Source organism: Salmonella sp. 741265050_HSA (genome assembly GCF_046569445.1).
GTDB classification, from domain to species: Bacteria; Pseudomonadota; Gammaproteobacteria; order Enterobacterales; family Enterobacteriaceae; genus Salmonella; species Salmonella enterica.
This window is the reverse complement of record NZ_JBKFSV010000012.1, coordinates 106,524-126,026: the sequence shown is the minus strand read 5'-3', so window position 1 is coordinate 126,026 and position 19,503 is coordinate 106,524. Positions and strand designations below refer to the sequence as shown.

General features: G+C 53.4%; 20 protein-coding genes and 2 pseudogenes. 16 read left to right on the top strand and 6 right to left on the bottom strand.

Features of this window, described 5'->3' with window-relative positions; translation table 11 throughout:
* Positions 1-197 precede the first annotated feature (197 nt).
* Together dsdC and ACLD4F_RS17705 are read left to right on the top strand one after the other, a co-directional pair.
* Positions 198-1,121: a DNA-binding transcriptional regulator DsdC gene (gene dsdC, locus ACLD4F_RS17710; protein ID WP_001541637.1), complete on the top strand. Its 924-nt coding sequence runs from the start codon at positions 198-200 to the stop codon at positions 1,119-1,121.
* Positions 1,122-1,184: 63 nt separating this feature from the next.
* Positions 1,185-2,270 carry a cellulase family glycosylhydrolase gene (locus tag ACLD4F_RS17705; protein WP_000238925.1) on the top strand — a complete coding sequence of 362 codons (1,086 nt, stop codon included), beginning with the start codon at positions 1,185-1,187 and terminating at the stop codon, positions 2,268-2,270.
* Here ACLD4F_RS17705 and emrD read toward each other — a convergent pair.
* The 4 genes and pseudogenes from emrD to ACLD4F_RS17685 all read right to left on the bottom strand — a co-directional run bounded on the left by emrD (position 2,197) and on the right by ACLD4F_RS17685 (position 4,737).
* Positions 2,197-3,381 (bottom strand): multidrug efflux MFS transporter EmrD, encoded by a 1,185-nt coding sequence (gene emrD / locus ACLD4F_RS17700; protein WP_411010959.1) that lies wholly within the window; start codon positions 3,379-3,381, stop codon positions 2,197-2,199. The two genes, ACLD4F_RS17705 and emrD, sit on opposite strands and share 74 nt — an antisense overlap.
* A 202-nt stretch (positions 3,382-3,583) precedes the next feature.
* A complete protein-coding gene (locus tag ACLD4F_RS17695; RefSeq protein WP_001531658.1) occupies positions 3,584-4,444 on the bottom strand; it encodes a DMT family transporter in 861 nt (286 codons plus the stop codon).
* Between the two features lie 92 nt (positions 4,445-4,536).
* Positions 4,537-4,626, bottom strand: a complete 90-nt coding sequence (tisB, locus tag ACLD4F_RS17690) for a type I toxin-antitoxin system toxin TisB (RefSeq protein WP_000117642.1) — start codon at positions 4,624-4,626, stop codon at positions 4,537-4,539.
* Positions 4,623-4,737 (bottom strand): annotated as a pseudogene (locus ACLD4F_RS17685) (hypothetical protein). Before ACLD4F_RS17685 ends, tisB begins: the two are co-directional and overlap by 4 nt.
* A 522-nt stretch (positions 4,738-5,259) precedes the next feature.
* Here ACLD4F_RS17685 and ivbL point away from each other — a divergent pair.
* The 3 genes from ivbL (at position 5,260) to ilvN (ending at position 7,447) form a co-directional block, all read left to right on the top strand.
* Entirely contained in the window at positions 5,260-5,358 is a 99-nt protein-coding gene (gene ivbL / locus ACLD4F_RS17680; RefSeq protein WP_001541152.1) for an ilvB operon leader peptide IvbL, read from the top strand.
* A gap of 106 nt (positions 5,359-5,464) precedes the next feature.
* Entirely contained in the window at positions 5,465-7,153 is a 1,689-nt protein-coding gene (gene ilvB / locus ACLD4F_RS17675; RefSeq protein ID WP_000168439.1) for an acetolactate synthase large subunit, read from the top strand.
* A gap of 3 nt (positions 7,154-7,156) precedes the next feature.
* Complete coding sequence (ilvN, locus tag ACLD4F_RS17670; RefSeq protein ID WP_001171826.1) at positions 7,157-7,447, top strand: acetolactate synthase small subunit; 291 nt, start codon at positions 7,157-7,159, stop codon at positions 7,445-7,447.
* 1 nt (position 7,448) lies between these two features.
* Here the strand turns inward: ilvN and ACLD4F_RS17665 are convergent, their stop codons facing one another.
* Entirely contained in the window at positions 7,449-8,234 is a 786-nt protein-coding gene (locus tag ACLD4F_RS17665) for a DeoR family transcriptional regulator (RefSeq protein ID WP_000448638.1), read from the bottom strand.
* Positions 8,235-8,547: 313 nt separating this feature from the next.
* Here ACLD4F_RS17665 and rbsK point away from each other — a divergent pair, with 313 nt between their 5' ends.
* From rbsK to ACLD4F_RS17650, 3 genes are read left to right on the top strand one after another with little or no spacing between them, the layout of a single operon-like run.
* A complete protein-coding gene (gene rbsK / locus ACLD4F_RS17660) occupies positions 8,548-9,468 on the top strand; it encodes a ribokinase (protein ID WP_000350272.1) in 921 nt (306 codons plus the stop codon).
* A 30-nt stretch (positions 9,469-9,498) separates the two neighbouring features.
* Positions 9,499-10,815: an L-fucose:H+ symporter permease gene (gene fucP / locus ACLD4F_RS17655; protein ID WP_000998359.1), complete on the top strand. Its 1,317-nt coding sequence runs from the start codon at positions 9,499-9,501 to the stop codon at positions 10,813-10,815.
* 11 nt (positions 10,816-10,826) lie between these two features.
* Positions 10,827-11,840: an aldose 1-epimerase family protein gene (locus ACLD4F_RS17650; RefSeq protein WP_076727545.1), complete on the top strand. Its 1,014-nt coding sequence runs from the start codon at positions 10,827-10,829 to the stop codon at positions 11,838-11,840.
* Here ACLD4F_RS17650 and ACLD4F_RS17645 read toward each other — a convergent pair.
* Positions 11,786-11,971: pseudogene (locus tag ACLD4F_RS17645) on the bottom strand (hypothetical protein); the annotation flags it as partial. The gene ACLD4F_RS17650 and the pseudogene ACLD4F_RS17645 overlap by 55 nt on opposite strands.
* A gap of 22 nt (positions 11,972-11,993) precedes the next feature.
* Between ACLD4F_RS17645 and uhpA the strand changes: the two are divergent.
* From uhpA to ACLD4F_RS17605, 8 genes are all read left to right on the top strand, one after another.
* On the top strand, positions 11,994-12,584 hold the full coding sequence (gene uhpA, locus ACLD4F_RS17640; RefSeq protein ID WP_000633672.1) for a transcriptional regulator UhpA: 591 nt from the start codon (positions 11,994-11,996) through the stop codon (positions 12,582-12,584).
* A complete protein-coding gene (uhpB, locus tag ACLD4F_RS17635) occupies positions 12,584-14,086 on the top strand; it encodes a signal transduction histidine-protein kinase/phosphatase UhpB (protein ID WP_001091257.1) in 1,503 nt (500 codons plus the stop codon). Before uhpA ends, uhpB begins: the two co-directional genes overlap by 1 nt.
* A 9-nt stretch (positions 14,087-14,095) precedes the next feature.
* On the top strand, positions 14,096-15,424 hold the full coding sequence (locus tag ACLD4F_RS17630) for an MFS transporter (protein WP_000948165.1): 1,329 nt from the start codon (positions 14,096-14,098) through the stop codon (positions 15,422-15,424).
* A 142-nt stretch (positions 15,425-15,566) separates the two neighbouring features.
* Positions 15,567-16,958 carry a hexose-6-phosphate:phosphate antiporter gene (gene uhpT, locus ACLD4F_RS17625; RefSeq protein WP_000879181.1) on the top strand — a complete coding sequence of 464 codons (1,392 nt, stop codon included), beginning with the start codon at positions 15,567-15,569 and terminating at the stop codon, positions 16,956-16,958.
* A 192-nt stretch (positions 16,959-17,150) separates the two neighbouring features.
* Positions 17,151-17,603 (top strand): DUF1198 domain-containing protein, encoded by a 453-nt coding sequence (locus tag ACLD4F_RS17620; protein ID WP_001519640.1) that lies wholly within the window; start codon positions 17,151-17,153, stop codon positions 17,601-17,603.
* Positions 17,604-17,955: 352 nt separating this feature from the next.
* Positions 17,956-18,699: a GntR family transcriptional regulator gene (locus ACLD4F_RS17615; RefSeq protein ID WP_000854956.1), complete on the top strand. Its 744-nt coding sequence runs from the start codon at positions 17,956-17,958 to the stop codon at positions 18,697-18,699.
* Between the two features lie 17 nt (positions 18,700-18,716).
* Positions 18,717-19,190, top strand: a complete 474-nt coding sequence (locus ACLD4F_RS17610) for a PTS sugar transporter subunit IIA (protein WP_001152237.1) — start codon at positions 18,717-18,719, stop codon at positions 19,188-19,190.
* Complete coding sequence (locus ACLD4F_RS17605; RefSeq protein WP_000041396.1) at positions 19,187-19,474, top strand: PTS sugar transporter subunit IIB; 288 nt, start codon at positions 19,187-19,189, stop codon at positions 19,472-19,474. Before ACLD4F_RS17610 ends, ACLD4F_RS17605 begins: the two co-directional genes overlap by 4 nt.
* Positions 19,475-19,503 lie beyond the last annotated feature (29 nt).

Sequence of the window (19,503 nt, the reverse complement as noted above, 5' to 3'; positions counted from 1 at the left end):
CTTATTGGACAGAAAAACAGCACCTCCTGACAAACGATATAATTTGCCATTCACATGATGTAAATTGAATCAACTATGTGATTTCCATCTAATATTGCCTTTATTTTGCGATATGGTTCATTTTGCTTCATCTATGTGCGGATTTTTTCAGCGTGTTTTTTTACACTTCGGGAAATTAAAAGATGACTGAGGTTGCCATGGAACCCCTTCGCGATACCCGAAACCGCTTACTCAACGGCTGGCAGTTATCCAAACTCTATACTTTTGAAGTCGCGGCCAGACACCAGTCCTTTGCTCTGGCGGCAGATGAGCTGTCGTTAAGCCCAAGTGCGGTAAGCCATCGTATCAATCAACTGGAAGCCGAGTTGGGAATCCAGCTATTTGTCCGCTCTCACCGTAAAGTGGAGCTTACCCATGAAGGCAAACGGGTATTCTGGGCGCTGAAATCGTCGCTGGATACGTTGAATCAGGAAATCCTCGATATCAAAAATCAGGAACTGTCCGGCACGTTGACCGTGTATTCCCGTCCCTCTATCGCCCAGTGCTGGCTGGTGCCTGCGCTGGGGGACTTTACCCGTCGCTATCCGTCAATTTCTCTCACTATGCTGACCGGCAACGATAACGTTAACCTACAGCGTGCCGGCATTGACCTGGCTATCTATTTTGACGATGCGCCGTCGGCGCAGCTCACGCACCATTTTTTAATGGATGAGGCGATTTTGCCCGTTTGCAGCCCGGATTACGCCCGTCGTTTCGCCTTGCAGGACAACCTGAATAACCTGCGGCACTGTACGCTCTTACACGACAGACAGGCGTGGAGTAACGATTCTGGCACCGATGAGTGGCACAGTTGGGCGCAGCATTTTGCGGTAAATTTGCCGGATTCATCCGGCATTGGCTTCGATCGTTCTGATTTAGCGGTAATTGCCGCGATGAACCACATTGGCGTGGCGATGGGACGTAAACGGCTGGTGCAAAAGCGTCTCGACAGCGGAGAACTGATTGCGCCTTTTGGTGACATGAGGCTGAAATGTCATCAGCATTATTATGTCACCACTCTGCCTGGCAGGCAGTGGCCGAAAATCGAGGCATTTATTCGCTGGTTGCAGGAACAGGTGTGAAGATTTATTACGCTTTGTCGCTACACCTGCCGGGAGTGAATATGCTAAATACGTGCTATCACCGTGGTAAAAATTTTAGGGGGCGTCGTGTTTAAACCGCTTATTGCCTCTCTCATGCTGACCAGCGCGGTCGTCTATGCGAAACCGATGCCTTTGACGGCGGCGCGCTATGCGCAGCAGCTTGGCGTTGGGATGGATGTTGACTGGGCGCGAACGGAACGGGGTATCCGCGAGTTTGATCCGCTGGTCGTGCGGGATTTTAAGGCAAAAGGGTTAACGCATGTCCGTATTCGTGTGGCAGGCGCGCCGACGGAAGCGCGCCTCATCCATTTGCGTAAGCTGGTAGAAGCCTGCGAATACTATGGCGTCATACCCATTATTGCCTATCAGGCGGATGCGTATAAAACCGATCCCAGCGCCAGCCATGAAAAGGAGCTGATCAACTGGTGGAGCGTGGTCGCGCGCTATTTTGGTCAGACATCCCCGCTTCTGGGGTTCGATCTCATTTATGAGCCTGCCGACAAACTCAATCATAATATGGCGTCGCTGAATCGCGTATATGACAAAACCATCCGCCTGATTCACGCCATTGATCCACAGCGGATGATTTTCGTTGCCCCCCGCATGCGCGCCGCGCCGGAGGATTTGTCGGCGCTTAAACTGCCGGCGCAAAGCCAGAACTATGTACTGGCGGAGTGGCACATCTTCCCGTGGGGCCCCCTGAAAAGCGGCGGTAAATATCCGTGGACGTCAGGCACGGCGGCGGAAAAAGCGGCGATTCGGGCACGGATCAACGCTGCGGTTCGCTGGCAGCATAAGACTGGCCATGCAAGCTGGGTGGGCGGATGGGCGCCGGGAGAGTCGATAAAAATGACGCCGGTCGCTTCACAGTTCGCGTTTGCCCGTTTTATGGCCTGCGAGCTGAAAAAAGCGCATATCCCGTATGCGATAAACGCGGACACACAGTTTTATGACGGCGAAGAAGGAGCGTGGCGTCCGGCGCAGGAGCCCCTGCTCAATGCGATGATCGCGCCGGAGTGTGAAACGCCCGGCAAAAAGCCGGGCGAGGGGAACGTTAAACCGTCTGTCCCTGATGCGATATCCGTGACGCCAGCGGCAGCCAGCACGCCAGGATCAGCAATCCCATAAGGGTCATCAACAGTCCCAGGCTGCCCTGACCGGTTTGCGGCAGCATTGCCGAAAGCCACGCCAGTACGCCGGAACCAATATTTTGCAGCCCGCCGACCAGCGCGCCAGCGGTGCCTGCGAGGAACGGAAACGGCTCCATCGCGCCGCTGGTGGCCAGTGGAAATAACATCCCGGCGCCGAAGAAAAACAGCGCAGCGGGGATGAGTAGTGTCCAGACGTTCATCACGCCAAACCAGCCGGGAATCCACATCATAAGGCCTGCCAGCAGACAGCAAATAACTGACTGCCACATCAGGGCTGAGAAGCGTTTATTCGGGCGTCCGGCAAACCAGGCGCCGAAGAACGCCGCCGGAATCGGCAGAATAAACAGAATGCTTACCACCATACTGCTGAGACCTAATACTGCCCCCATCAGCACGCCGGAACAGGCTTCAAAGACCGCAATGCCAGCCAGCCCGCCGATTAGCATCAGCAGATAACAGTTAAATGCGCCGTTGCCAAACAGCGTTTTATAGCTGGCGATCAGCCGTGTGCGCGGCGCGCCGGCGGGGCTGGTTTCCGGCATCCAGCGCGCCATGCTGAAGGTGACGCCAGCGCAAAGCACCAGCAGGAAAGCGTAACACGCGCGCCAGTTCCATAGGGTATCCAGCAGACCGCCAATCAGCGGCGCTAACAGCGGGCTGACCAGAATCCCCATATTTAACAGGCTATTGGCGTGACGAAGTTGCGTTCCTTCATACAGATCGCGCGGGAGCGTTCTCGCCATTACTCCGCCAACGCCGGTTCCCATCCCTTGCATGGCGCTGGCGGCAATCAACACCGTCAAACTATGCGTGGTCATGGCGAACAGAGTCGCTACCATAAAAATAGACATGCCGACGAGGATTACCGGGCGGCGCCCAACCCGGTCGGAAAGCGGGCCGTAAAACAGTTGCGAGACGCCGTAGGTCAGGAGGTAAGCAGCCATTACGCTCTGGACGGCGCCTTCCCGGACGTTTAGCGCTTGTGCCATATCGGCGATGGCGGGAATATAAATGGTTTGCGCCATCTGCCCTACGGCCACTAGTAACACCAACATCAACAACAAATTGACGTTTCTCTGCCTTTTCATTTCGCTGATTACTTTTCAAAAAAAGAAAAAATAAGAATAACTTGCTGCGCATTCCCATAAATGCGAGAGGAATCTATCACACCAGAAAAAGAAGGCCAGACAGCGACCAGCAATGGCAGACGAAGGAACGGCAGGATATGTAAACAAAAGCGGCAACAAATGTTGCCGAGAATGTGTTACGTCTGCGGCTGTTATTGGGCAATCATGACAGACGGAGTAAAATCGCCCCGAGGGCAATCCCGCCAGCCGCCACCAGACGTAGCCCGGCCACTTTCTCTTTAAGTAGCAGCCAGGCTATCAGCGCGCCGAATAAAATCGACGTCTCACGCAGCGCGGCGACCACCGCCAGCGGCGCCTGGGTCATGGCCCATAGCGCCAGCCCATAAGATCCCATAGTGCCAATCCCGCCAAAAATGCCTTTTTTCCACTGTTGCGCCAGATAACGCGACGCTTCCCGCCGCCGCGCAATCATCGCCCAGGTTAACAGGCAGGCGCCGTTGAGAAAAAATGACCATAGCGTATAGCCCAGCGCCGTTTCGGAGAGTCTTACGCCGGTCCCGTCCACCAGCGTATATCCGGCAATAAAACAAGCGTTAGTTAATGCCAGCACGACACCACGTTGAGAGCTGGCGCGGCCATTACAGGCCATCCCAAGTATCGCCATGCAGATCACTGCGATGCCGACCCAGGCCATCGACGACAGGCTGTCGCCAAGAAACAGAACGCTAATGAGCGCCACCAGCAGCGGCGCGGTGCCGCGCATAAGAGGATAGGTCTGGCTCATGTCCGAGACCTGATAGGTTTTCGCCACCAGGACGGTATACACCACCTGGAGCGCGGTAGAGGCCGCTAAAAAAGGGATACTGGCGTGAGCTGGCTGCGGCGAGAAGGGCAAAAGGATCAATGCCATGACCGCCGCGGAACCGCTGACGCCGATCGCGGCGTAGAGCTTATCGTTTCCCGCTTTGACAATGGCGTTCCAGCTGGCATGTAGCAGCGCGGCGAACAGCAAAATGCAGAAAACGGAAAGGGTCATAGCGTCAGGCGTCGTTGAGGGTGTCATAAAAACGTAACATACCCGGGAAGCGAAAGACCAGCGGATAAGGTGAAAGGGGAGCGGTTGCCCGCTCCCCTTCGGTGCGGCTTGAATCTGAATTACTTAAGGTATTTCAGAACAGCATCAAGCAGTTGCAGTGCTGCAACAATGAGTTTCAGGATAAGAATGGTGATATCCACTACGCTCATACGCGTCTCCTGTGGTTAAGGAGCACTGCCAGCCGACGTACCTTTCCGCTGCCTGTTGCCAGCTGTTGCGCACGCGATCCCTTTTGCGAGGAATAGTGTGCGTGTTGACATAACACAGTGTGCTCACGAGGGGGTTAAGGCGCTGACGGCACCACCCGTTTCAGCCAGGACTTCGTTGCGCCGGTTTACGATGCGGCCCCCGCATAACACATTGTGTCAAAGACATTATAGTTAAGCACTGTATAAATTAACAGTAATTTATAGACAGAACGGAGCTTCTGATCCATACTCAAATTCATCAAAATTCGCGCCGAAATTGCGCGTTCTGCACAGAACGCGTATACTTCTGCTGTTGACATAACACAGTGTGCTTCGCGGCTACCACCCGCATTACGCTGTAAGAACCTCGCTTCGGCGAGGTTTTTTGTTTTCCGGCATTGTGAAACGCGTAATCATCAATCCCGGCGATTACCGGAGGGCGCTACGCTTATCACGCCTATACCCCAGGTGCGTAAATTCGTAGAAAAATGTGATCGATGACGCATTTTTGTGCAGATGAAAATTTTTCCGTTGTCATGCTGAAAGCGCTGTGCTTGTATAAAACGTGTTAATAACAAACAGACAAGGCCCCTAATGAACCCTTCCATGCTGAACGCGACCCTACTAACAACTGCGCCATCTCGCGCAGTGGTCGTCGTGCGTGTGGTGGTGGTCGTCGGCAATGCGCCGTAGGGTCCGGAACACACACGATTCCAAAACCCCGCCGGCGCAAACCGGGCGGGGTTTTTTGTTTAAGACACCTTCCCGGAACGTCGGCTCAGAATAAAAGGAATGGAGCATGGCAAGTTCGGGCACAACATCTACACCTCAGCGCTTTACGGGCGCGGAATTTATAGTTCATTTTCTGGAGCGCCAGGGGATTCGTATCGTCACCGGCATTCCCGGCGGTTCGATCCTCCCCGTTTACGACGCGTTAAGCCAAAGCACGCAAATCCGTCATATTCTGGCGCGCCATGAACAAGGCGCGGGGTTTATTGCGCAGGGGATGGCGCGAACGGAGGGTAAACCTGCTGTTTGTATGGCCTGTAGCGGACCGGGCGCGACCAATCTGGTCACGGCTATTGCCGATGCGCGCCTGGATTCCATTCCGTTAATCTGCATTACCGGGCAGGTTCCGGCGTCCATGATCGGTACTGACGCGTTTCAGGAAGTGGATACCTACGGTATCTCTATCCCCATCACCAAGCACAACTATCTGGTCAGAAATATCAATGAGCTGCCTCAGGTGATGAGCGATGCTTTTCGTCTGGCGCAGTCGGGGCGTCCCGGCCCGGTGTGGATAGACGTTCCTAAAGATGTGCAGACGGCGACAATTGAGCTGGATGCGTTGCCGTCGCCGGCGGAAAAATCACCCCCGCCGGAGTTTAGCGCGGAGAGTATCCGCGAGGCCGCCGCAATGATTAACGCGGCGAAGCGTCCGGTGCTGTATCTGGGCGGCGGCGTGATCAATGCGCCGACACGCGTGCGCGAACTGGCGGAAAAAGCGCAACTGCCGACGACAATGACCTTAATGGCGCTGGGAATGCTGCCTAAGGCGCATCCGCTGTCGTTAGGAATGCTGGGGATGCACGGCGCGCGCAGTACCAATTTTATTCTGCAAGAGGCCGATTTACTGATTGTCCTGGGCGCGCGTTTTGATGACCGGGCGATTGGCAAAACGGAGCAGTTTTGTCCGAACGCCAAAATCATCCATGTGGATATCGATCGCGCCGAGTTAGGCAAAATTAAGCAGCCGCATGTGGCTATTCAGGCGGATGTCGATGATGTACTGGCACAGTTAATTCCCCATATCGAGGCACAGCCGCGGGAAGCATGGCATCAGTTGGTGGCGGACTTGCAGCAAGAATTCCCTTGCAGCATTCCCCAGGAAAATAACCCGCTTAGTCACTATGGGCTGATTAATGCGGTCGCCGCCTGTGTGGACGACAACGCGATTATTACCACTGACGTAGGTCAGCATCAGATGTGGACCGCGCAGGCTTATCCGCTCAACCGTCCGCGTCAGTGGCTGACTTCCGGCGGGCTGGGCACCATGGGGTTTGGTCTGCCCGCGGCGATTGGCGCGGCGCTGGCGAATCCGGGCAACAAGGTGCTGTGTTTTTCCGGCGACGGTAGTTTGATGATGAATATTCAGGAGATGGCTACCGCCAGTGAAAACCAGTTGGATGTGAAAATTATCCTGATGAATAACGACGCGCTGGGACTGGTACATCAGCAACAGAGTCTGTTCTATAAACAGGGCGTTTTTGCGGCAACCTATCCGGGAAGCATCAATTTTATGCAGATTGCCGCCGGGTTTGGTCTGGATACCTGTGATTTGAATAACGAAGCCGATCCGCAGGCGGCGTTGCAGGCTATCATTCGTCGTCCTGGACCGGCGTTGATCCATGTGCGCATTGATGCGGAAGAAAAAGTGTATCCGATGGTGCCGCCGGGCGCGGCAAATACAGAGATGGTGGGGGAATAAGCCATGCAGAAACAATCACATGATAACGTTATTCTGGAGCTGACCGTTCGCAACCATCCTGGCGTGATGACCCACGTCTGCGGGCTGTTCGCCCGACGCGCTTTCAACGTTGAGGGTATTCTCTGTTTACCGATTCAGGGTAGCGATCAGAGCCGCATCTGGCTTCTGGTCAATGACGATCAGCGGCTTGAACAGATGATCAGTCAGATCGATAAACTGGAAGACGTGGCGAAGGTGGTACGAAACCAGTCCGATCCCACCATGTTCAATAAAATTGCCGTCTTTTTTGAGTAAGTTATTCACTTTCCGAATCAGGCGTGATGACTTTGACGGAACCATTCCGACAGTGAACGGCATAATCTGTCGGTAATGGGCGATCGCTAATCAGGACATCAAAGGCAGAAAGCGGACCAATGCTGGCAGGCGCGACCTCATCAAACAGGGCGTGACGCGCCAGCAAAATTTTGCGCAGACCGCGCTCCATCGCTTTACGTTTGGCGGCAAGATCATCCGGGTTAAACCAGCTCACGCCAAAATGTTCATGTACGCCGCTGGCGGAAATAAACACTTTGCGCGGATTGAGCGAATCCAGCGCCGAAGGATTATTGGCATCATAAAAGGCATCGCTCTTGGCCCGATAGGTGCCGCCGCACAAAATCGCCGTGGCATTAGGCTTTTCATTCAGCGCGATAAATACCCGATGCGAGTAGCAAATCCCGGTAAAGGTAATATCATCCGGTATCATGCTGATAACTAATGGCATTTCCGGACCGTTATCAAAAAAAACCAGATCGTTTTCACGCACCAGGCCGGCGGCCAGGATCGCAACGGGAAGGTCGTCCCGATGATGCGTTTTTTTCGCCGGCAGCGGCATATTGGTTGAAGACGCAGGCTTATTTACCATGACGATATAGCCGCCGAGCAGCGTCAGCGGCAAAGGGTCATCATCCTGGCTGAGATCGCGGCGAATGGTCATCACCGAAACTTCCAGCATCCGCGCGGCGTCTTTCAGATGGATTCGATCGGTCTTTTTCAGTAACTCCATCAAGCGTCGGATACGTTCTTTTTGCTTGGTCTCCATTCACCCTCTCCGCAAATCATGTTGTTATGTTCCATCAGTAACATTTATGTGTTTCTGAGAACATTACAGTGTGGCACTACTATACGTCCGGCCGTCAGGAAATAAAAGTGGGTTTATTCGCGTTTTATAACAATAAATAGTTAATTTTCAGTAAATTGTAACCCTAAAAATGATTTGTTCCACCAGGGATTGTTCACGAAGTAAATGGCAAAATGATCCTCTAATCGCGATCATAGTCACAAATGATACGGAAGTAACATGATAATGTTATTTTAATATCATTGTCGTGTGACGATTTCTGAGAGGGAGTAAAATGGATATCGCGGTTATTGGCTCTAACATGGTGGACCTTATCACCTACACCAACCAGATGCCCAAAGAAGGGGAAACTCTGGAAGCGCCGGCGTTTAAAATCGGCTGCGGCGGAAAAGGGGCGAACCAGGCCGTGGCGGCCGCTAAGCTCAATTCAAAAGTATTGATGTTGACCAAAGTGGGCGACGATATTTTTGCCGACAACACCATTCGTAATCTCGAATCCTGGGGGATCAATACGACGTATGTAGAAAAAGTACCGTGTACCAGCAGCGGCGTAGCGCCGATTTTCGTCAACGCCAACTCCAGCAACAGCATTCTGATCATCAAAGGCGCCAACAAGTTTCTCTCGCCGGAAGATATCGATCGCGCGGCGGAAGATTTAAAAAAATGCCAGCTTATTGTTCTGCAACTGGAAGTTCAGCTTGAAACGGTTTATCACGCAATAGAATTTGGCAAGAAACATGGGATTGAAGTGTTATTAAACCCTGCGCCAGCATTACGGGAATTAGATATGTCTTATGCCTGTAAATGCGATTTCTTTGTACCCAATGAAACCGAGCTGGAAATATTAACCGGTATGCCAGTGGATACCTATGACCATATTCGCGCAGCGGCACGTTCGCTGGTGGATAAAGGGCTGAACAATATTATCGTCACCATGGGTGAGAAAGGCGCGCTGTGGATGACGCGTGACCAGGAAGTCCATGTCCCGGCGTTTAGAGTGAACGCTGTCGATACCAGCGGCGCGGGCGATGCCTTTATCGGCTGTTTCGCGCATTACTACGTCCAGAGCGGGGATGTGGAAGCCGCCATGAAAAAAGCCGTCCTTTTTGCCGCTTTCAGCGTCACCGGGAAAGGCACCCAATCCTCTTATCCAAGCATTGAGCAATTTAATGAGTATCTTTCGTTGAACGAATAACAATCACCCTGCACTGTTAAAGGTAGCACTATGAACGATAAAAACATCGTTCAGATGCCCGACGGGTATCTGAATAAGACACCTCTGTTCCAGTTTATTTTGTTATCCTGTTTATTCCCATTATGGGGATGCGCAGCCGCGTTAAATGATATTCTGATTACGCAATTTAAAAGTGTATTTTCGCTGAGCAACTTTGCTTCGGCATTAGTACAAAGCGCCTTTTATGGCGGTTATTTTTTAATTGCTATTCCGGCCTCGCTGGTCATTAAAAAAACCAGTTATAAAGTGGCGATACTTATCGGCCTGACGCTATACATTGTCGGCTGTACGCTCTTTTTCCCGGCGTCGCACATGGCGACCTACACCATGTTCCTCGCGGCGATTTTCGCCATTGCGATTGGCCTGAGTTTCCTGGAAACGGCGGCGAATACCTACAGTTCGATGATCGGGCCGAAAGCCTACGCCACGCTGCGGCTGAATATCAGCCAGACCTTTTATCCGATCGGCGCGGCGGCAGGCATTTTATTGGGTAAATATCTGGTCTTTTCCGAAGGGGAAAGCCTGGAAAAACAGATGGCGGGCATGAATGCCGAGCAAGTCCACAACTTCAAGGTGCTGATGCTGGAAAACACTCTGGAACCCTATAAGTACATGATTATGGTTCTGGTAGTGGTGATGGTACTGTTCCTGCTGACGCGTTTCCCGACCTGTAAAGTCGCGCAAACCGCGAGTCATAAACGCCCCTCGGCGCTGGATACGTTACGCTATCTCGCCAGCAACGCCCGTTTCCGTCGCGGTATTGTGGCGCAGTTCCTGTATGTGGGAATGCAGGTGGCGGTCTGGTCGTTCACTATCCGTCTGGCGCTGGAGTTAGGCGATATCAATGAGCGCGATGCCTCAACCTTTATGGTCTACAGCTTCGCCTGCTTTTTTATCGGCAAGTTTATCGCCAACATTCTGATGACACGCTTTAACCCGGAAAAAGTCCTGATCCTTTACTCTGTGATCGGCGCGCTGTTCCTGGCCTATGTGGCGCTGGCGCCCAGCTTTAGCGCGGTATACGTGGCGGTGCTGGTCAGTGTTCTGTTTGGCCCCTGCTGGGCGACCATTTATGCCGGAACGCTCGATACCGTCGATAACGAACATACCGAAATGGCGGGGGCGGTCATCGTGATGGCGATTGTCGGCGCGGCGGTGGTTCCTGCGATTCAGGGTTATGTGGCGGACATGTTCCACTCGCTACAGCTCTCATTCCTGGTTTCCATGCTGTGCTTTGTTTACGTTGGCGTTTACTTCTGGCGCGAAAGCAAAGTGCGCGGCAACCTGGCTGAAGTCGCCGCGTCCTGAGGAGATCAACCATGACAACACGTATTACATTATGGCGGGAGCTTTTTAGCGAGCAGCCGCGTATCTTGCTGGAAAATGATGATTTTACGGTTACGGCGTTTCGTTACGCCAGCGGCGTGGAAGGACTGAAAATACAAAACAGCCGCGGTCATCTGGTGATTCTGCCCTGGATGGGGCAGATGATTTGGGACGCGCAGTTTGACGGTCATGATCTGACTATGCGCAACATGTTCCGCCAGCCGAAGCCGGCTGCGGAAGTGGTGGCAACGTATGGTTGCTTTGCTTTCCATTCCGGACTATTGGCGAATGGCTGCCCGTCGCCGGAAGATACACATCCGCTGCACGGCGAGATGCCCTGCGCTGCCATGGACGACGCCTGGCTGGAGTTAGAGGGCGACAGTCTGCGCGTGACCGGGCGCTACGAGTATGTGATGGGGTTCGGTCATCATTATCAGGCGCAACCTGCGGTGGTAATGCGTAAAGCAAGCGCGCTGTTTGATATTCAGATGACAGTGACTAACCTGGCTTCAGTCGCCATGCCGCTACAGTACATGTGCCACATGAACTATGCCTATGTGCCGAACGCCACGTTCCGTCAGAATATCCCGGATACCGCGCTGAAGCTACGCGAGTCGGTGCCGGCGCATGTCAAACCCACGGCGCAGTGGCTGGCGTTTAATCAACGACTTTTGCAGGGTGAAGCCTCACTGGTAACGCTCAACGAGCCTGGCTTTTACGACCCGGAAATCGTGTTCTTCGCCGATGAACTGGACAGGTACACGGATACCCCGGAATTCAGTATGATCGCCCCGGATGGCACCACGTTCGTGACACGTTTCGCCAGCGCGGAGCTAAATTACGTGACCCGCTGGATTCTTTATAACGGCGATCAGCAGGTTGCCGCCTTTGCCCTGCCCGCGACCTGTCGGCCTGAAGGTTTTCTCGCGGCGCAGCGAAATGGAACCTTGCTTCAACTGGAACCGCAGCAAACCCGGACGTTCACCGTCACGACAGGCATTGTCTGACCGCTCAAGGCTTGAACACCCAGGCACTTATCGTTAAGGTAAGTGCTTTTGCCGGATGGCGGCATTAATGCCTTATCCGGCCTACAACGGCACCTGCCCGTAGGCCTGATAAGCGCAGCGCCATCAGGCATGCCTTAGCGTCAGGATGAACCCATGATTACCGTTGCCCTTATCGACGACCACCTTATCGTCCGCTCCGGCTTTGCACAGCTACTGGGGCTGGAACCTGATTTGCAGGTGGTCGCCGAATTTGGTTCCGGGCGCGAAGCGTTGGCAGGCTTGCCGGGGCGCGGCGTACAGGTGTGTATCTGCGATATCTCAATGCCGGATATTTCCGGACTGGAGCTGCTAAGCCAACTGCCAAAAGGGATGGCGACGATCATGCTCTCGGTTCACGATAGCCCGGCGCTGGTGGAACAGGCGTTGAATGCCGGCGCGCGCGGTTTCCTCTCTAAACGCTGTAGTCCGGATGAACTGATCGCCGCGGTGCATACGGTGGCGACGGGCGGCTGCTATTTGACCCCCGATATTGCCGTGAAACTGGCGGCGGGTCGGCAAGATCCGCTAACCAAACGCGAGCGTCAGGTGGCGGAAAAACTCGCCCAGGGTATGGCGGTAAAAGAGATTGCCGCCGAGCTGGGGCTGTCGCCAAAAACGGTGCATGTCCATCGCGCGAATCTGCTGGAAAAATTAGGCGTCAGCAATGACGTTGAACTGGCGCATCGCATGTTTGACGGTTGGTAATGAACACCTTTTTTTCCCGTTTAATCACCGTTGTTGCCTGCTTTTTTATCTTCTCCGCCGCGTGGTTCTGCCTGTGGAGCATCAGCCTGCATCTGGTAGAGCGCCCGGAGCTGGCGGCGCTACTCTTTCCCTTCGGCCTGCGCCTGGGACTTATGCTGCAATGTCCGCGCGGATACTGGCCAGTATTGCTGGGCGCGGAGTGGCTGCTGGTGTACTGGTTAGCGCAGGAAGTTGCGCTGGCCCATCTGCCGCTTTTGATGATCGGTGGTGTGTTGACGCTACTGCCCGTGGCGCTGACTTCGCGTTACCGCCATCAGCGCGACTGGCGCACGTTATTGCTTCAGGGCGCGGCCCTCACCGCCGCGGCGCTACTGCAATCCCTGCCCTGGTTGGGGCAGGGGGAAGCGGCATGGAACGCGCTACTGCTGACCCTCACGGGGGGGCTGACGCTGGCCCCCATCTGCCTGGTTTTCTGGCACTATCTCACCAGCACTACCTGGCTGCCGCTGGGACCATCGCTGGTATCGCAGCCGGTAAACTGGCGCGGGCGGCATCTGATCTGGTATCTGCTGCTGTTTATCGTCAGTCTGTGGCTGCAACTGGGTTTACCTGCTGAACTTTCGCGCTTTACGCCGTTCTGCCTGGCGTTGCCGATTATCGCGCTCGCCTGGCATTATGGCTGGCAGGGCGCGCTCATTGCCACACTGATGAATGCTATCGCGCTGATCGCCAGCCAGACCTGGCACGATCATCCCGTCGATTTATTACTTTCGCTGTTGGCGCAAAGCCTGACCGGGCTACTGCTTGGCGCGGGCATTCAGCGTCTGCGCGAGCTGAACCAGTCGTTGCAAAAGGAGCTGGCGCGCAACCATCGGCTGGCGGAGCGTCTTCTGGAGACCGAAGAGAGCGTGCGGCGCGATGTTGCGCGTGAGCTGCACGATGACATCGGGCAGACCATCACCGCGATTCGAACCCAGGCGGGCATTGTGCAACGACTGGCGGCGGATAACGGCGGCGTGAAGCAGAGCGGGCAACTTATCGAGCAGCTTTCGCTGGGCGTGTATGACGCCGTGCGTCGCCTGCTGGGGCGCTTGCGCCCGCGCCAGCTAGACGACTTAACGCTGGCGCAGGCCATCCGTTCGCTGCTGCGCGAAATGGAGCTGGAAAGCCGCGGTATTGTCAGTCACCTCGACTGGCGAATTGACGAAACGGCGCTGAGTGAAAGTCAGCGCGTGACGCTGTTTCGCGTCTGTCAGGAAGGGCTGAATAACATCGTAAAACATGCCAATGCCAGCGCGGTGACGCTCCAGGGCTGGCAGCAGGATGAGCGGCTGATGCTGGTGATTGAGGATGACGGCAGCGGCCTGCCGCCGGGCTCTCACCAGCAGGGCTTCGGCCTGACCGGAATGCGCGAACGCGTGTCGGCGCTCGGCGGGACGCTAACCATCTCTTGTACCCACGGTACGCGGGTGAGCGTCTCGTTGCCCCAGCGTTACGTTTAAGGAAAGATAATGCTTTCGTTTTTAAAAGCCCCGGCCAACGCGCCACTCATCACCGATAAGCACGAGGTTGACGCCCGCTATCGCTACTGGCGGCGGCATATCCTGATCACCATTTGGTTGGGTTACGCGCTGTTCTATTTCACCCGTAAAAGCTTTAACGCCGCCGCGCCGGAAATCCTTGCCAGCGGCATTCTGACCCGCAGCGATATCGGCCTGCTGGCGACGCTGTTTTACATCACCTACGGGGTGTCGAAATTTGTCTCCGGCATCGTTAGCGATCGCTCTAACGCTCGCTATTTTATGGGTATCGGGCTGATTGCGACCGGCATAGTGAATATTCTGTTCGGCTTCTCGACCTCGCTGTGGGCCTTTGCTCTGCTATGGGCGTTGAACGCCTTTTTCCAGGGGTTTGGATCGCCGGTTTGCGCCCGTTTGCTGACCGCCTGGTACTCGCGTACCGAGCGCGGCGGCTGGTGGGCGTTATGGAATACCGCGCACAATGTCGGCGGGGCGCTGATCCCTCTCGTTATGGCCGCTGTCGCCCTGCATTATGGCTGGCGCGTCGGGATGATGGTGGCCGGATTGCTTGCCATCGGAGTGGGCATGGTCCTCTGCTGGCGGCTGCGCGACCGTCCGCAGGCGATTGGTTTACCGCCGGTAGGCGACTGGCGGCACGATGCGCTGGAGGTCGCCCAACAGCAAGAGGGCGCGGGGCTAAGTCGCAAAGAAATCCTCGCTAAATATGTGCTGTTGAATCCCTATATCTGGCTGCTTTCGTTGTGTTATGTCTTAGTGTACGTGGTGCGCGCGGCGATCAACGACTGGGGCAACCTGTATATGTCCGAGACGCTGGGCGTAGATTTGGTCACGGCCAACACGGCAGTATCAATGTTTGAGCTGGGTGGATTTATCGGCGCGCTGGTGGCGGGCTGGGGCTCGGACAAACTCTTCAACGGTAACCGCGGACCGATGAATTTAATCTTCGCTGCCGGGATTTTGCTCTCTGTGGGTTCGCTGTGGCTGATGCCGTTCGCCAGCTACGTGATGCAGGCGGCCTGTTTCTTCACCACCGGTTTCTTTGTCTTCGGCCCGCAGATGCTCATTGGCATGGCGGCGGCGGAGTGCTCGCATAAAGAGGCGGCGGGCGCGGCCACCGGCTTTGTCGGCCTGTTCGCCTATCTCGGCGCGTCGCTTTCCGGCTGGCCGTTAGCGAAAGTGCTGGAGATCTGGCACTGGACCGGTTTTTTTGCGGTCATCGCCATCGCGGCGGGGATCTCCGCGCTATTGCTGTTGCCATTTCTGAACGCTCAGGCTCCGCGCGAGACCAGCGAAGCGTGATGCACCTCACCTTTTTGCGCTGAATGGGGCAAAACTAAGAAATTTTCCCGGTTTTGCCTGGACGCTGTCGCAGGCCACTTTTCCTGTGGATTTTTACAATGCCTGCCATTCGCAGGTATAAAAATTAGCTCAGGAGTAATCCATGCTGGCCTTCTTAAACCAGGTGCGCAAGCCGACCCTGGATCTGCCGCTCGATGTGCGGCGTAAAATGTGGTTCAAGCCGTTCATGCAGTCCTATCTGGTGGTTTTTATCGGCTACCTGACCATGTACCTGATCCGCAAAAACTTTAACATCGCGCAGAACGACATGATCTCTACCTACGGGTTGAGCATGACCGAGCTGGGGATGATTGGCCTGGGCTTCTCGATCACCTATGGCGTGGGGAAAACGCTGGTTTCCTACTACGCTGACGGTAAAAATACCAAGCAGTTTCTACCGTTTATGTTGATCCTCTCCGCTATCTGTATGCTCGGCTTCAGCGCCAGCATGGGCGCGGGGTCAACCAGTCTGTTTCTGATGATCGCTTTCTATGCCCTGAGCGGTTTCTTCCAGAGTACCGGCGGATCGTGCAGCTACTCGACCATCACCAAATGGACTCCGCGTCGTAAACGCGGCACCTTTCTCGGCTTCTGGAATATCTCCCACAACCTCGGCGGCGCGGGCGCGGCAGGCGTGGCGCTGTTCGGCGCCAACTACCTGTTCGACGGTCACGTCATCGGCATGTTTATCTTCCCGTCGATTATCGCGCTGATTGTTGGCTTTATCGGTCTGCGTTTTGGCAGCGACTCCCCAGAGTCTTACGGTCTGGGCAAAGCTGAAGAACTGTTCGGCGAAGAGATCAGCGAAGAGGACAAAGAGACTGAAGAAAACGAAATGACCAAGTGGCAGATCTTTGTTGAATATGTGTTGAAAAACAAAGTGATCTGGCTGCTGTGCTTCTCCAATATCTTCCTGTATGTGGTACGTATTGGTATCGACCAGTGGTCAACCGTCTACGCCTTCCAGGAACTGAAACTTTCTAAAGAGGTGGCGATTCAGGGCTTTACCTTGTTTGAAGTGGGCGCGCTGGTCGGCACGTTGCTGTGGGGCTGGCTCTCTGACCTGGCGAACGGTCGTCGTGCGCTGGTAGCCTGTGTGGCGCTGGCGTTAATCATCGCCACCCTCGGCGTCTACCAGCACGCCAGCAACCAGTATGTCTATCTGGCCTCGCTGTTCGCGCTCGGTTTCCTGGTGTTTGGGCCGCAGCTGTTAATTGGCGTGGCGGCTGTCGGTTTCGTACCGAAAAAAGCCATCGGCGCTGCGGACGGTATCAAGGGAACCTTCGCTTATCTTATCGGCGATAGCTTTGCCAAGCTGGGTCTGGGCATGATTGCCGACGGCACCCCCGTTTTTGGTCTGACCGGCTGGGCGGGCACCTTCGCCGCGCTGGACGCCGCCGCGATCGGCTGTATCTGCCTGATGGCGATGGTCGCCGTGATGGAAGAGCGCAAGATCCGCCGTGAGAAAAAAATTCAGCAAGTCAATATCGCTTAAATGTGTGCATTTGGTAACGTTTTGCCCGGCTTAACGCCGGGCTTTTTTATGCCTTGCGTTCGTCAGACAGGATATCCGGCGTCTGGCGTAAATGAAGACAGGCGTTAATAAATCACATCCTGACAGGCCAGAACGTCGACAGTTATAAATTTACCGTTATGATGGGCATCCTGTTTGGTGACGGATGTGCGCATGATTTGGTTGATTCTGGCCACGTTTGTGGTGGTGTTTATTGTGGGTTTTCGGGTGCTGACATCGGATACCCGCCGGGCGATTCGCCGCCTGAGCGAACGGCTGAATATTGATGTAGTGCCGATAGAATCGATGATTGATCAAATGGGTAAAACGGCAGGCGGTGAATTTTTACAGTATCTGCATCGCCCTGATGAGTCGCATTTGCAAAATGCCGCTCAGGTGTTACTGATCTGGCAAATGGTGATCGTCGATGGCGGCGATCAGAATTTGCAGCGGTGGCATCGCTTGCTGCAAAAAGCGCGTTTAGCCGCGCCGATCACCGATACACAGGTACGGCTGGCGCTGGGCTTTTTGCGCGAAATGGAACCCGATATGCAGGAGATCAACGCGTTTCAACTGCGCTATAACGCCTTTTTTCAGCCGGAAGAGGGTGTCCACTGGCTGCATTGATACTCTTCACTATCTCGTTAACAAAAGACGAGATGAATGAGGCTGGCAAGGGCGGAGAGCCACGATTAACGGCCAGATGGCGCGATTCATCGTTAGCCAAATAAAGCGTAGCCGCCATCGTATTTGCTAAGGGTGAACCACAGAAGTAACGCACCGAATAACCGCTAACGACGCCAAAACGTCAGAGACTTGTAGCTCATCATTTCCGTGACATATATCACGGAAATGTGATCTTGTTTTGAACACTAAAACTGTGACTCCTTGCCATACCTCCTGTCTCAAAATTTCTTATCATAAACTCGAAGTTGTACATGATTGTCTATAGACAACTCTAAATGTTTAGGCGCGCACCATGAAAACATTGAGTAAAAGTTCACACATCCCACTGTATCAACAGGTTGTGGAGTGGATAAGGGAAAGTATTTATAGCGGAGAATTGGTTGAGGATGACCGGATACCTTCAGAGTTTCAAATCATGGATATGCTGGAGGTGAGTCGCGGTACCGTTAAAAAAGCGGTTGACCAACTTGTCCGGGAAGGTGTTCTTGTGCAAGTGCAGGGTAAAGGAACTTTCGTAAAGAAGGAAAATGTTGCTTACCCACTGGGTGAAGGTTTGCTCTCCTTTGCTGAAGCCTTAGCCAGCCAGAAGATAAACTTCACAACCAGTGTTATAACCTCCCGACTGGAGCCCGCTAACCGCTTTGTAGCAGAGAAACTGAGTATCAAACCGGGACAAGATGTTTTATTTCTTAAACGCCTTCGTTGTATTGGCGATGAAAAAGTCATGTTGATTGAAAATCGTATCAACATTGATCTCTGCCCCGGTATTATTGATGTAGATTTTACCAGGGAGAATTTATTTTCAGCAATAGAAAGATTATCTGATAAGAAAATAAGTTTTTCTGAAAGCCGTTACGCAGCTAAATTAATTGGTAATGAGCGAGGCCATTATCTTGATATTGGTGAAGACGCACCTGTTTTGCATTTGGAACAGTTGGTATTTTTCTCTAGAGGATTGGCCATTGATTTTGGTAACGTCTGGTTAAAAGGTAATAAATATTATCTTGGCACTATTTTACAGCGCCTGGATGCCTAACTAGCAAAGAGGAATCTATGCAGGATATTCATTTTCGCCGTCATTATGTTCGCCACCTCCCTAAAGAGGTGAGTCAGAATGACATAATCAAGGCTCTTGCCAGTCCGTTAATTAACGATGGTATGGTTGTATCTGATTTTGCCGATCACGTCATTACGCGAGAACAGAATTTTCCAACGGGTCTACCGGTTGAGCCTGTAGGTGTCGCTATTCCACATACTGATCACAGGTATGTTCGCCAAAACGCCATTAGCGTTGGAATACTGGCAGAACCCGTCAATTTCGAAGATATGGGCGGGGAACCAGATCCCGTACCTGTCAGGGTGGTGTTTATGCTTGCTTTAGGTGAAAGCAATAAGCAGCTCAACGTACTGGGTTGGATTATGGATGTGATCCAGGATGAGGATTTTATGCAGCAGTTACTGGTCATGAATGATGATGAAATTTATCAGTCAATTTACACACGCATATCTGAAAGAGGTGAAGTATGAGTAAAATGATACTATTTGTTTGCGCAACGGGTGTTGCTACTTCCACGGCTGTGGCAGAAAAAGTAATGGAATATTGTAAAGACAATGGGCTTGATGTTAATTATTCACAAACTAATGTAGCCTCATTGCCAAACAATACCGATGGTGCAGCTTTGGTTGTATCAACAACGAAAGTTCCTTATGAACTGGATATTCCGGTTGTTAGTGGCCTGCCAATCATTACCGGAGTAGGTGAAGATAAAGTTCTTGAAAAAATAGTTTCAATCCTTAAAGGCCAAGCCTGATTTCATAAATAAAAAACAGATAAATTACC